Origin of the sequence: Streptomyces jeddahensis (assembly GCF_001642995.1) — a bacterium.
Taxonomy (GTDB): domain Bacteria; phylum Actinomycetota; class Actinomycetes; order Streptomycetales; family Streptomycetaceae; genus Streptomyces; species Streptomyces jeddahensis.
Map to the genome: position 1 here is coordinate 1 of NZ_LOHS01000142.1, position 14401 is coordinate 14401.

A 14401-nucleotide genomic window follows, 5' to 3' on the forward strand; every position below is an offset into this window, starting at 1 on the left:
ATGCCGGTGACGAAGCCGCCGCCGACTATCTCCGCGTTGCGGAAGGTGTAGGGCGTGCGTCCGACCTTCCCGGCCTCGCGGGCGGACGCGGCGGAGGGGGCGAGCAGCGGGAGTGCGGCCGCGGCCGCGCCAGCGGCCAGCAGTCCTCGGCGGGAGAGGTGCGGGACGTGGGTCATGACGGGTCCTTGCCTTTCGGGTGCGCGGGAAAAGTGAGGTAACTCGGCTTCGTGACCGCTGCGTTGGGAGTCTGACGGACGCGATGTCCGGCTTGCCGACCGTGCTGGGCAGACAGGCGGGCAGCGCGGCCAGGCCCTTCTTGCTGCTGGTGCCGCCCTTGCCGGCACCGGAGGCGCTGCCGCCGCAGTCGGCCGGCAGCGGTGAGAGAGGTGGCGCCCGCTACGCCGGCGGCTGTTCGCAGGACGGCTCGGCGGTTCATCCCGGTGCTCATGTCGTTGCGGCCCTTCGTTTTCGTGGATCCGACCAGCGGGCGGGCCGACTCTGAGTCGTCCGGTGGCCTGATGTCGGGAGGGCGGGAAGAATCCGAGTCGATGCGCTTCGACGTTTCGGCGACACTAACGACGTGTTTCCGAGCACGACAACGGGCCGTCCAGGTCACTTTCCGGTAACAGACACGGTCAAGGGTGACTGTGCGCCCCACTCTCCATACCGCTTCCCTCCAGGTGGGCTGCGACTTCTGAGCGAACTCTCAATGAGGTACGCCAACGCCAGACAAACGGCTTCCCGCGGCTCGGCGACCTGTGATTGACACACGACTCAGCGTCATGCCAACGTCGAAGCGCTTCGACTACCCGACAGCGCGATCGAGGAAGGCCCTACGCCGCCCGGGCCCCGAGTCGCCCACGCTTCCCACGCCTTCTCCTTCGACCTCCACCAAGGGACCTCTCAGGTGAATGCCGCCAGCACCTACCCCGAGCCGCCCACCACCGACCTGCCGTTCCGAGACCCGGCGCTGCCCCTCGCACAGCGAGTCGACGACCTCATTTCCCGGCTGACGCTCGACGAGCGCATCGAGCTGCTCTACCAGTACTCATCAGGAGTCCCCCGCCTCGGGCTGGCCCCCTTCAAGACCGGCACCGAAGGGCTGCACGGCGTGGCCTGGCTGGGGCCGGCCACCGTGTTCCCGCAGGCGATAGGCCTGGGCGCCACCTGGGACGAGGAACTGCTGCACGAGGTCGCCACGGCCGTCGGCACCGAGGCCCGCGCCTTCCACCAGCGCCCTTCCGACGACGGCTACCCGCACAGCCTCCAGATCTGGGCCCCCGTGGTGAACCTGCTGCGCGACCCCCGCTGGGGCAGGAACGAGGAGGGGTACGCGGAGGATCCGCTGCTCACCGGCCGGCTCTCCGTCAGCTACTGCCGTGGGCTGGCCGGGGACCACCCGCTCTACCTGCGGACAGCACCCCTGCTCAAGCACTTCCTCGCCTACAACAACGAGGACGAGCGCGACCTCACCTCCTCCGTGGTGCCGCCCAGGGTGCTGCACGAATACGACCTCGCCGCCTTCCGACCGGCCATCGTCTCCGGCGCCGCCACCGGCGTCATGCCGGCCTACAACCTCATCAACGGCCGCCCCTGCCATGTCAGTCCACTGCTGGAGACCGAGGTACGGCGCTGGGCCGAGCCCACCGGCCACGAGCTCTTCGTATGCAGCGACGCCGGAGCCGTGACCAACCTGGTCGACTCGGAGCACTACTTCGACGACCACCCCGCATCCCACGCGTCGGCGGTGCGGGCCGGCGTCGACAGCATCACCGAACAGCGCGAGGACGGCAGCATCACCCTCGGCAGACTCCGCACGGCGGTCGACCGCGGGCTGCTCACCGAGGCCGACATCGACCGCGCCGCGCGACGCCACCTGTCGATCCGCTTCCGTCTCGGCGAGTTCGATCCGGACCTCGACCCCTACGCCGGCATCCGCGACGTCGTCGTGGACAGTCCCGAACACCGTGCGCTCGCACTGCGCGCCGCCACCGAGTCGGTGGTGCTGCTGAAGAACGACGGGGCACTGCCGCTGTCACCCGCCCCCGGCCGGCGCGTGGCGCTCGTCGGCCCACTGGCGGACACCCTCTTCGAGGACTGGTACAGCGGCACCATGCCGTACCGGATCACGGTCGCCACTGGCCTGGAGACGGCGCTCAAGGAGTGCGGCGCCGAACTGGTCTGTGCGGAGGGAGTGGACCGGATCACGCTGCGAGCCGCCTCCACCGGAGGCCTCCTGTGCGTCCCGGCGTTCGACCCCGGCGGACCGATGGTGGCCGGCGCCTCCACCGACGAGCAGGAGTCCGGCGACAGCGCCTGCCACGACCTGTTCGACTGGGGCGAAGGCGTGCTGACCCTCCGCAACGCGCGCACGGAGCGCTACGTCACCCTCAAGGACGGCGACCTCACCCTCGTCGCCGACCAGACGCAACCGAACGGCTGGTTCGTCCATGAGACCTTCCGGCTGGAACCCCAGCCGGACGGCACGGAACTGCTGCGCAACATCAGCAACGCCCGATACGCAGCCGTGGACCCCGCCACCGGCCGGGTCACCCTCTCTGCGGAAGCCCCCGAGAAGGCGGAACGCTGGACCCGAACCGTCGTCAGAGACGGAATCGCCGAAGCGGTCGCGGCCGCCGCCTCGGCGGACGTCGCCGTGGTCGTCCTCGGAAACGACCCGCACCTCAACGGCCGCGAGACCGAGGACCGTACGGGCATCTCGCTGCCGCCCGCGCAGGAAGCCCTGCTGCGCGCCGTCGCCACCGAGCGCCCCGAGTCGGCGCTGGTCGTGATGAGCAGCTACCCGTACGCCGTCGACTGGGCCGACAAGCACCTGCCCGCCGTGATGTGGACCTCCCACGGCGGGCAGGAGACGGGCCGAGCACTCGCAGCGGTCCTGCTCGGCGAGGCCGAACCCTCCGGAAGGCTCCCACAGACCTGGTACCGCGGCGACGACCCGCTGCCCGGCCGCCTCGACTACGACATCATCAGCGCCGGCTGGACGTACCAGTACCACGACGCCGCACCGCTGTACCCCTTCGGGCACGGCCTGTCCTACACCAGCTTCGCCTACTCCGACCTGCGGCTGTCCGCCCGGGAAGCGGCGCACGACGACACCCTGACCGTGAGCGTCGAGCTCACCAACACCGGAACGCGCACGGGCACAGAGACCGTGCAGCTCTACACCCGCGCGCTCGCCGCCCGCCACCGCGCGCCCCGGCGCAGACTGACGGACTTCCGCAAGGTCTCCCTCGCCCCCGGTGAACGACGGCGGCTGGAGTTCAGGGTGCCCGTCGCGGCCTTGGCCCATTGGTCCGTCTCAGCCGGAGCCTTCGCCGTGGACCCGGGACAGTACGAGATCCTGATCGGTCACTCGGCCGAAGCCATCGCCCTGACCGCGCCCCTCACCGTGACAGGGCCGGCCCTCCCCGTGCGCAGCCTCATCGGCGGACGACTGGAGGCCGTCGACTTCGACGAATGCGTGGGCGGCACGCTCGTCGACGCCACCCGGGAGAAGGGGGAGGCGGTCACGCCCGCAACCGGCGAGACCTGCTGCGGACTGCGCTACAGCTCGGTCGACCTGGGCGGCCCGGCAGACGGACCGCGCGTCATCTCGGCCGAGGTGTCCCGCGCGACGGAGGAGGACGCGACCGTCGAGATCTACGCCGACGGCGGTCCCGGTACCGGCACCTTGCTCGCCGGCCTCCACGTCCCCGCCGGCACCGACGGCCGGTACGACTGGCGCACGGTCAGCGCACCGATGCCCGCGGAGGTGACCGGGGTACACGCTCTGCATCTCGTTCTGCGGGGCGGTGTCCACCTGGCCGCGATCGCCGGCGGGACGCGGTAACAACCGGTGGGACGCGTAGGAAAACGGTCCGCCGCCGCGTTCCATACCTTCCGAGCATTGACGCACGTGGTCCGCGCGGATCTATCCTCTGCTGAAAATGGGGCGCCCGCGCTCCGGCCGCGTCGTCGTACCGCCTGACGGCGTGGAGGATCGGGGCCTCCACGCCGTCCGGTCGGCGAACTTGCCGCGCGCATCCGCGAGACGTGGCGCGCCGCCGACGTACCGGAGGAGGGCCGGGGCGGGTATGCGACAGATCGCACGCCATGACGTCGTTTTCGTCGCCGGCACCGCCGGAGAGCATGAACTGACGTGGTCGCAGAAGGCCCATGAACGCGAAGGATGCCACCCCTATCTCCACGGACCCCGCAACAGGAACGTACGGATGGGGCGGGCACTCGACGGCACGCCCGACATGGCCGCGGTGCTGCATGCCTTCGCCGTGGTCGTGGCCCACTTCGAGGCGCTGCGCACGCTGTATCCACGTGACGCGGACGGGCACCCGCGCGCGGTCGTGGTGGCTTCCGGGGTGCTCCAGGTCGACGAGTACGCCTGCGACGCCCCGGCGACCTACGACGAGCTGAACGACTTCACCGTCCGACTGGCCGAGCCCGGATTCGCCCCGGACGACCTGCCGTTGCGGGCTGCCGTCATCACCATGGACGGCAGACCCATCCACATCGCGCTGTCATTGCACCACTTCTCTGCGGACACGACGGCCGCCCGGATCGTGGCCGAACACATAGCCCGACTGGCCGCCGATCCGGGCGCCGACCTCGGCTCGGGATGGCAGCCGCGGCAGATCGCGAGCTTCGAAGCCAGTCCCTCGGGGCTGCGGCACGCCCATCGTGTCGACACCCATGACCGGGCCATGCTCCGTCAGTCCGCCATGCCCGAACTCCAGGCGCCCGCGAGCCACGGGGACGCCGTCTACAACTTCGTATGCCTCGAGTCGGCGGCGGTCACACTCGCGGCGGCCCGTCTGGCGAAGCAGTACCGGACATCCGTGGCCGCCGTCCTGCAAGCCGCATACGCGTGCGCGCTCGCCGAGCACATCGGCATCGGCAACTGCGTGTTCAACACCGTGATGGCCAATCGGCAGACCACCTTCGCCCGCGAGGCGGTGGCCCATATCGCCGGCAGAGCCCTCGTCCCGGTCGACACGTCCCTGGGCAGCGACCGGTTCCCGGCGCTGTGCCGGGCCGTCGACGCGGCACTCGTCAGATCCTCGTCCGTCAGCCTGCGAGAGCCTGACCGCTACGCCAGATCCCTGGACGAGGTCTCCACCGAACTGGGCCGCTCCGCACACAACCCGTACGTGGTCAACATCCGCCCCATAGCGCCCCGCGAGCTGATCCGGGCTCGCGCGGACAGGGCACAGCAGGGCTTGGAGCAAGCCATGGCATCCAGCCGTTACAGACGATTCCCCAAACCCGTCGACCAGAACTCCGGAAAGCTCTGCTTCGATGTGTGGGGTATGTCCGAGACGGCCGGAATCAGTCTCGGGACGGATGCGACGTCGTTCGACGCGACGGATCTCGCACAGATACTGCTGTCCTTCGAGAGGCGACTGGTCGGAGCCGCGATCGGCGGTCACGCCGCACGGAGCGGCTCATTCGCCGGCGCGTAGAGACGCGGCGGGGCGCGGATGGCCGACGTCGAGATCCGGCTCGGCCTGGTGGAACCGGGTCGGATCGGAGCCGGGGCACTGCTGCGTTCGGCGGAGGTTCAGCGTTCCAGCTGCTTGTGGGCCGTCTCCGGCAACCGCAGGTACACCACCGACGAGCCCAGGCAGGGTGCCGCCATGTACCACGGGAAGAACCCGGAATACCCCAGTTCCTTGAAGAGTGTGCCGACGTAGGGGGCCGTACCGCCGAACACCGCCACCGTCAGCGAGTACGGGAACCCGATCCCCGCCGCCCGCACCCGCGGCGGGAACACCTCGCGTTCACCGCCGCGCTGATCGTGGTGATCCCGGTCAGCAGGACCATGCCCGCGCACTGCACCAGCAGCAGCTCCGCGAAGGAGTCGCGCAGGGCGTGCAGGAGCGGCACGGTGAGGAGGGCGAAGCCCAGGCCGAAGGTGAGGAGCAGGGGGCGGCGACCGAACCGGTCGGAGAGGAGACCGCCGAGGGGCTGGAGCAGACCGAAGAAGGCCAGCGAGATCGTGCCCGCGAGCAACGCGTCCGACTTCTCGACGCCCGCGTTGAGCTCGGCGTACGTCGGCAGATATGACGTCCAGGTGCAGTAGGCGATCGTGCCGCCCGCCGTGATCCCGCAGATCAGCAGGGACTGGCGCGGATGGCGGCGCAGCGCCTCCAACGGGCCCGGACGCGGGCCCTGTTGCTGCCATGGCGGCCTCGGGTGGGCTCCACGGCCGCGCCTCCACCGCCTCAGACTTGCGCGGTGGAACCGGGCCCTTCCCATGCGACTTCACAGATGTCGCAGTTCCAGTGGAAGTGCTGATGAGAGCGGCTCCGGGACGGCACGAGCTTTCTGACCGGGTTGTTGCACGACCAACAGGGAGCCTGGATCTTGATGTGAAGTTCGTCTACGTCCAGAACGCCACCTCCGGAACGGTCGACGGCTTCCGCGTCGAGTAGAACGGATCCCTCACCAAGGTCACCACCGCCGAGGGCCTTCCCGCGTTCGACGAGTCCGGCATGGAAGGCATCGCCGCGATGTGACACCCCTGGCAAACACGGTGAACGCCGCGCAATACCTGATCGACACCAGCGCGCTCGCCCGCATGCCCACCACATCGGCACTGGCGTCACGGTCGTGGGGGCAGACGCACGCCTCGGGAAGGTGAGGTCGAGCACCTGTGGGAAGCGCCGGTCGGCAGGAGTCCGGCCGCATGGTGCGGCGTCGGCGAGTGGGTGGACGTGCTACTGGGAGAACGAGAAGTACAGGGTTCGGCCGTAGTCGCCCGTCGCCGTGGTGGGGCCGCCGCTGGGGCCGAGCGCGGCTGGCGCGTCGAACTTGGTGCCGATCGCCGGGATGGCGTCGAGGAACGACAGATCTCCCTTCGGGAAGGGCGGCGCGGTATGGCGGGGGTCGGGTCCGAACCGGGGTGTGAAGAGGCGCAGGTAGAGGTTCTCGTCCTCGGAGACCACGGTGAGACGTCCGGCGGTGGTGTGCAGGGACGCCCAGCGGACGTCCGCGTGGTAGCCCTTGAACTCCGGGTACACCCAGCCGTCGGCACCGGTCGCGGTGTCGTTGTACTGCTTCGTCCAGACGTCCGTCGCGACGCCGCGCAGCCGGTTTTTCCACACTCTGTGGGGTCCGTGGCCGAGCCATGTCACGCCGGTCACCTGCGATTCGGGATGGTCGAAGCCGACTCCGAAGAGGTCGTGTTCGCCGGTGAGGTGGTAGCGGTAGTCCAACTGCAGCCAGCCGCTGGGGTGCAGACGCCACCGGACGTGGCGCAGGACGCCGGAGTACTCGGCCTGCACCATGTAGCCGTTGCCGTCGGGCCCGTGCGTCAGGCGGGTGAGGTCGGCCGTTCCGGTGGTGGGCAGCGGGCCGCGGGACAGCGCGAAGTCCGTCCCCCGGTGGGTGACGCCGGCCAGCATGCCCGTCGTGGCGTCGAGCGTGACCGTGGTGTGGCGGGATGCGAGGGTGAGCGTGTTGTCCGTGAGGGAGCCGCGTACGGCTGGTCCCGGACCCGTCTGTACCAGCCGTCGGGCATGGTCGGCGGCGGACGCGATGGTCCATGTCCAGCGGCGGATCTCGCGGCCGTCGGCATCGGTGACGGTGAGGTCCATGGCGTCGGCGCGTCGCCAGCCGGACGGCAGGGGCAGGCGCAGCACTCCTTCCGTGCCTGGCTCGATGTCCGGAGCGGAGGCGGTGCCTTGGGCGCGCACCGTGTGGCCGTCGCGCCGCTGTGACGGGGTGTGGAAGTCCAGCAGCTGCCAAGCGAACTGGCAGGTACGGGTGTTGGTGAAGGCGTAGTGGTTGGTGAGGCGGATCCGCCCGTCGAAGTCGGCCGGCAGGCCGGAGGTGAACCGCTCCGGCTCGGCGAGTTGTACGGGAGACCAGATGTCCTTGATCGTGTAGAAGCTGGCCTCCTTCTCGCGGAAGGGGCCGAGGATGCCGTCGGGTGCGGCGTTGCCCGCCACGTCGATGGCGCCGCCGAGGTCGTCCCGCACGATGCCCTCGTCGACCAGTGCCCACAGGAAGCCTCCGGCGGAGAGCCGTTCACGGCCCATCAGCTTCCAGTAGTCGTCGAGCCCCGCGCCGGCGCCGCCGTCGTAGAGGCAGTGGAGGAACTCGGTGGGCATGAAGATGTCGCCCTGTTCCTGGAGGATGCGGCGCGTGCTGTCGTACGCCTCGTAGTGGTCGGTGTTGATGCCGCCGAAGTTCGCCCAGGGGTGGAGAACGGTGCGCTGCTGGGGGTCGTGGCGGGCGTAGTCGGCGTCGAGGGCGGTGTTCCAGCCGCCTTCGTTGCCGTTGCACCAGAACAGGATCGACGGGTGGTTGACATCACGGGTGACCATCGAGGCGACGAGGGGCCTGCCCGCCTCCTCGTCGTAGAACTTCTGCCAGCCGGCCAGTTCGTCGAGCACGTACAGCCCGAGTTCGTCGGCGAGGTCGAGGAAGTGTGTGTCCGGCGGGTAGTGGGACATCCGGACCGCGTTCATGTTCATCTCCTGCATCAGGAGGATGTCCTTGCGGCTGATGCGTGCGCTGGTCGCCCGGCCGGACGTGGGCCAGATGGTGTGCCGGTTGGCTCCCTTGAGGAGGATCTTGACGCCGTTGACGTACACGCCGTCGCCGGGGCGCACCTCGACGGTGCGGAAGCCGAATCTCTCGTCGACGCGGTGGACGGTACGGTCGTCGCCGGCGCGGAGCGCGACCTCGACGCGGTAGAGGTGCGGGGTCTCCGCCGTCCACTGCCGGGGGGAGTCCACAGCGGTTTTGAGGATCACCTTCGTGTCGCCGGGAGCGACGGCCGCGGTGAACGGGGCTCCGACCGGGCGCCCGGAGAGGTCGGTGACCTGGGCGACGAGACGGTCGGCGGAACCGGTGCCCGACAGATGGGCGTCGATCCGCAGCGTTCCGTCGGCGCGGGCGTCGACGGCGATGCGTTCGATGTGCTGGAGCGGGAACGCCTCCAGGTGGACGGGGCGGTAGATGCCGCCGAAGTTCCAGTAGTCGCCCAGGCGTTCGGCCCGGTTGACGGAGTCGTCGGTGGACTCCTTGCTGACCGTCACCTCCAGGAGGTTGTCCTGGCCCGGACGCAGCTTTCCGGTCACCTCGTGCCGGAACCGGTAGAAGCCGCCGCGGTGGACGGGCCCGGCCGACTCGCCGTTGAGCCACGCCTCGGTCTCGGTCATCGACCCTTCGAAGACGAGGAAGACGCGTCTGTCACGCCAGTGGGCGGGCGGCGTGAAGGTGTGCCGGTAGCGGCCCTTTTCCTCCGGGCGCAGATTCCACCCGTAGTTGTACGTGCCGTATCCGTGAAACTCCCAGTTGGACGGAACCGGGATGGTGCCCCAACTGCCGCTGCGCCGCCCGCTGGTGCACAGGAAGTCCCAGTCGACAGGGTGGTCGGCGTCCTCTCCGGACAGATACAGGCGCTCGGTGCGCGTGGAGGCGTCCGCTGCGTCGGCCGCCTCGGCGGCCCCGGCCGAGCCCGCGGGAAGGCCTCCGGCGACGGCCGCGCCGACGGCGCCGAGGATCAGAACGCCACGACGGGACATTTGCATGACATCTCCAGCCTTCAGGGACCATCGGGGAGGGCACGGCGGGGACGCGCGGGGGTAGCCGACGGGCCCGGTCGACACACGGTGTCGAAGCGCTTGCGCGCACAACACCGCAGATCAGAGCGCACCCGCGGGAACGACGACGACATTAGGAGTCGAATGAATCGAACACAAGAGGGCAGCAGAAGCTGCAGGCGCCTCCGGAATCACATGTCAGCGCCGGCACTGCAAGCCGTGGCACGCGGAGCGGTCGGAGCAGGCGCGGGTTCCTGTGGATCTTCCTCAACCGCCTCCTGAGCGCCGACGGGGACGCGCGAGTTCATCACACGACGAACATCGTCGTGCATCGTCGTGTCGGAAGGTCCAGCCGACGAGGTCCGCCGGGATCGGTTCCGCGCTTCGAACGCTGGACGGGCAGCACCTTCCAGGAGAACCGGCGCCGTGCACTCGCGCTCACCCGCCTGCGGGCGTCGGCGGAAGAGGGTGCGAGTTGAAGCCCTACGGGGTGGATCGTCTCAAATGGCGAGACGCATTATGGGCGTAGATGACGGCGTCGCCCTTGCTCTGGCCGATCACCGCTTGCTGCTCGCGGAGTGGTGATCAGAACTGACAACTGCTTCGGGACTCAGGATTCGTGATCGTCCCGGCGCCGGTCGCGGTGGTCTCAGTTGTGGTATCGATGACCTCTCGATCCGGGGCGCTCCACAGTCATCCGCCAGGCTCCGAAACCCTCTCTGAGCAGCGAGGCCAGACGCCCAGCAGACGCGCGTGGGTACCCCCGGACCAAGATCGGACAACTCGTAATGCGTAGGTTTCGGGTTCGAATCCCGCAGGTGGCTCCACTGAAGCCCAGCTCAGAAGGATCTGATCCGAGCTTTCTCGTTTAGCGGATGCTGTAGGTGACCCTGCATCGCCCGGCGCCAGTACGGCTAATCCGGGCCCAACACGAAGGGACCCGGACGCTTCGTCCGGGTCCCTGACCTCGCGTTTGAGGTAGACGGCCGAGGCCGTCTGCGGGCCGTCCGAGGGGGGCCAACGACGACGAACAACGACCACCAACGACCCCGATCGGACGCCGCTGAGCTGGTCAGCGTTTGCCCTCCCTGGTGCCCTTACCTCTGGATCACATGTTGATCATGTGACCCGCCAGCCCGTGGATCGCCTCCTTCACGGCCTCGCCCAGCGTCGGGTGCGCGTGCACGTTACGGGCCACCTCGTGGACCGTCAGATCCCACTGCTGGGCGAGCGTCAGCTCGGGGAGCAGCTCGGTCACTTCGGGACCGATGAGGTGGGCGCCGAGCAGCTCGCCGTACTTGTCGTCGCTGATCACCTTGACGAAGCCGACCGGGTCGCCGAGGCCGTGGGCCTTGCCGTTGGCCGTGAACGGGAACTTGGCGACCTTCACGTCGTAGCCCTGCTCGCGGGCCTGCGCCTCCGTCCAGCCGAAGCTCGCGATCTGCGGCTGGCAGTACGTGGCGCGCGGGATCATCGTGAAGTCGACCTCCATCGTCTCCGCGTCCGCGATGGTCTCGGCGGCGATGACGGCCATGGCCTCGGCGGCGTGCGCGAGCATCAGCTTCGCGGTGACGTCGCCGATCGCGAAGATGTGCGGGACGGAGGTGCGGCCGCGCCCGTCGACGTCGATCGCGCCGCGCTCGGTCAGTCGTACGCCCGTGTTCTCCAGGCCGTAGCCGCCCACGCGCGGGGCGAAGCCGATCGCCTGGAGGACCTTGTCGGCCTCCAGGATCTTCTGCGCGCCGTCCTTGCCCGTGACGGTGACCCGCACCTTCGCATTGGGGTCGCTGTCGTCGATGGCGTCGACGCGGGTCGAGGTGAGGACCTCGATGCCGAGCTTGCGGTAGTGCTTCGCCAGCTCCTTGGAGATGTCGGCGTCCTCGGTGGGCACCATCCGGTCGAGGAACTCGACGATCGTGACCCGCACCCCGTAGTTGTGCAGGACGTACGCGAACTCCACGCCGATCGCACCCGCGCCCGCGATGATGATCGACGCGGGGAGCGATTCGGTGAGGATCTGCTCCTCGTACGTCACCACGCGGTCGGACAGCCTGGTGCCGGGCAGCAGCCGGGTCTCGGCGCCCGCCGCGATGATGCAGTGGTCGAACGTGACGGTCTCGGTGCCGCCTGCGGAGAGCGCGACCTGGAGGGTGTTCGGGTCGGTGAACGTGCCGCGGCCGTCGTACTCCGTGATGCCGTTCTTCTTCATCAGGTAGTGGACGCCCTTGACGCGGCCGTCCGCCACGGCGCGACTGCGCCGGTACGCCTCCCCGTAGTCGAAGCTGACCTGGCCGTCCACGCGGATGCCGAAGGTCTTCTGCTCCTGGGTGAAGATGTGCGCCAACTCGGCGTTGCGCAACAGGGCCTTGGAGGGGATGCAGCCCACGTTCAGGCAGACCCCGCCCCAGTACTTCTCCTCCACGACCGCGGTGCGCAGTCCGAGCTGGGCGCTGCGGACGGCGGCGGTGTAGCCGCCGGGGCCCGCGCCGAGGACGACGACGTCGTAGTGCGTGCTGCTGCTCATGATCCTCGTTCCGGTGAGATCGGTGACCGTCGCGCCCACCGGCCTGACCGCCCGGCGGACACCGTCATCGTACGGAGGGCTGGCATTCCCCGCCTTCGCGCACAACGGCGGTCGTGACGATGCCGGCTGTCCTGGCAGTTCGGCGGGCTGCGGGATGTCACGGGCGGCCCTGTAACTCCAGTGACTCACGAGCTCAATGACGGCTTCACGGGCCGGTGATGAAGTCCCGGTGTCCCGCACACATATCCGTACTCGTATGCGTACTCGTGCACGCACCCGTACTCGTGCACGCACCCGTACGCCGATCATGGAGGTCCGCTGTGAGTGAGCCACAACCGCCCACGCAGGAGCAGCTCGACGCGTACATACGGACCAGGCTGGCGCTGGCCGGATTCGATCTGGCGCTGCTTCCGGAGCAGCCGGATCCGGAGACCGGGGTGCCCACCCGGAGTCAGGTACTCGCTTCGCTGCGGTCGTTCGTCGCCTCCACGCCGGGGGCCATCGCCGGATGGTCCCCGGCCGGACGGACGCCCGAGTACGCGCAGCAGGCCTCGCCGCCGCTGCTGTACCCGTCGATCACCGAGACGTGGACCGGGAAGGCGGGCGAGTGATGAGCCGGGCCCTCAACAGACGGGTGTTCCTCGCGAGTTCCGCTGCTGCGGTGGCGAGCGGCGTCGCGCTTCCCGCGGCCCCGGCGCAGGCGTCCGCGGCGCAGGCGTCGCCGGCGCCGACAAGCTCCGGCATCGACGCTCGCGACATCCGTGTCGACGTGCGACAGGCCGCGCTGGACGACCCGTCCGAGGCGACGCTCGCCGAGGCGGTCGTGCTCATGCGGCGCGGCAGACTGTCGGCCACCGATCTGGTGCAGGCGTATCTGGAGCGGATCGAGCGGTACGACTCGACGTATCAGGCGTATGCGGAAGTGACCGGCGATGCCGCCCTTGCGGCGGCGCGGAGGGCCGACCGCGGCGAGGGGCCGGGCGGTGTCCTCAGCGGCATTCCGCTGTGCATCAAGGACAACTACTTCACCGACGGCGTGCCGACCCGCTGCAACTCGTACATCTTCGAGGACTTCGTGCCGGACGAGGACGCCACGGCCGTGGCCCGGCTCACGGCGGCGGGCGGGATCGTGCTGGGCAAGGGCCAGATGGGGCCGCTCGCCACGACGCGGGCCACGAAGCCGAACGGCACGGTCACGACCGTCAACGCCTGGACCCCGGACAACCCGTCCGTCGACCCGGGCGGCTCGTCGACCGGTCCCGCGTGCGCCGTGGCCGCGCGCCTGGCATCGTCGTCCATCGGCACTCAGACCGGCGGCTCCATCGTGCTGCCCTCCAACCAGCAGAACCTGACCGGTCTGAAGCCCACCATGGGACGCGTCTCGCTGCACGGCGTGATACCGCTGTCCTTCACGCGCGACCACGCGGGGCCCCTGGCCCGCGACGCCATGGATGCGGCGATCATGCTGCAGGTCATGGCAGGGCCGGACGCGCGCGACCCGCGCACGCTCGGGCTGCCGGACGTGCCCGACCTCGTCCGGGCCGCGACCCCCGTCGTCTCGCGCGGCGGCGCGGTGCGCATGCGCCGGGCAACCCGGATCGGCGTACCCGCGGACTTCCTGAGCGCCCGGAAGGACCTGCGCACCGCGTTCCTGAACACACTGGACGCGATTCCGGGCGTGACGCTCGTGGACGTCACCTATCCGGCGGACTGGGGGCTGCTGACCGGTACGTTCAACGCCGCCCGGCTGGCCGAGCGGACGGAGCCGTTCCGGCACTGGCTGGGGACCGATCCGGCGAAGTTCGGTGTGTCGCTGCTGAGCTGGCTGCAGGGCCTGATGCTGTCCGGCGACGAGTGGATCACTGCGCAGCGCGCGAAGAACCATCTGCTGCGCGAGGTTCTCGACGGCGTCTTCGGCAATGACGGTTGCGACGTACTGCTGCAGACCGGACCCGTCCCGTTCGACATCCTGGGCCTGCCCGAGATCGGTTTCCCGATCGGCTTCGACGACGGCGGCGTGCCCGTCGGTGTGATCCTGGGCGGCCAGCCGTACGAGGAGGACCGCCTGCTCGAGGTCGCCACCGCCTACCAGGCCCTCACGGACTGGCACACCCGCCGCCCGTCCGACCCGGCGACGGCCGCACGCCTGAGGTCCGCGACCGAGCGTCCCCGGCTCTCGGCGGAGGAGGCGGCGACGGCTTCGGCTTGACGTGGGGGCTCGGCTCCTGGGGCTGGTCCCCGGGGCGGCCGGGCCTCGCGTGCCCGTCGTGCCAGGGCCGCAGGGCCCCGGCCCGCCGTCGTGGTGTAA

The 14401-nt window shown here is 69.6% G+C and carries 6 protein-coding genes and 1 pseudogene; 4 read left to right on the plus strand and 3 right to left on the minus strand.

What is annotated here, in order from left to right:
* Positions 1–907 precede the first annotated feature (907 nt).
* Both STSP_RS30610 and STSP_RS30615 read left to right on the plus strand, forming a co-directional pair.
* Positions 908–3850: a glycoside hydrolase family 3 protein gene (locus STSP_RS30610; protein ID WP_067284267.1), complete on the plus strand. Its 2943-nt coding sequence runs from the start codon at positions 908–910 to the stop codon at positions 3848–3850.
* A gap of 244 nt (positions 3851–4094) precedes the next feature.
* Positions 4095–5477, plus strand: coding sequence for a condensation domain-containing protein (locus STSP_RS30615; RefSeq protein ID WP_067284268.1), 1383 nt, complete (start codon positions 4095–4097; stop codon positions 5475–5477).
* 98 nt (positions 5478–5575) lie between these two features.
* Here the strand turns inward: STSP_RS30615 and STSP_RS30620 are convergent.
* From STSP_RS30620 to lpdA, 3 genes and pseudogenes are all read right to left on the minus strand, one after another.
* Positions 5576–6195 (minus strand): annotated as a pseudogene (locus STSP_RS30620) (MFS transporter); the annotation flags it as partial.
* A gap of 539 nt (positions 6196–6734) precedes the next feature.
* A complete protein-coding gene (locus STSP_RS30625; RefSeq protein WP_067284269.1) occupies positions 6735–9557 on the minus strand; it encodes a glycoside hydrolase family 2 in 2823 nt (940 codons plus the stop codon).
* A 1120-nt stretch (positions 9558–10677) separates the two neighbouring features.
* Entirely contained in the window at positions 10678–12093 is a 1416-nt protein-coding gene (gene lpdA / locus STSP_RS30630; protein WP_067284272.1) for a dihydrolipoyl dehydrogenase, read from the minus strand.
* Positions 12094–12413: 320 nt separating this feature from the next.
* Here lpdA and STSP_RS30635 point away from each other — a divergent pair, with 320 nt between their 5' ends.
* Together STSP_RS30635 and STSP_RS30640 are read left to right on the plus strand one after the other, a co-directional pair.
* A complete protein-coding gene (locus tag STSP_RS30635) occupies positions 12414–12704 on the plus strand; it encodes a hypothetical protein (RefSeq protein ID WP_067284270.1) in 291 nt (96 codons plus the stop codon).
* Positions 12704–14302, plus strand: coding sequence for an amidase (locus STSP_RS30640; protein ID WP_067284271.1), 1599 nt, complete (start codon positions 12704–12706; stop codon positions 14300–14302). Before STSP_RS30635 ends, STSP_RS30640 begins: the two co-directional genes overlap by 1 nt.
* The last annotated feature ends 99 nt before the right edge of the window (positions 14303–14401 follow it).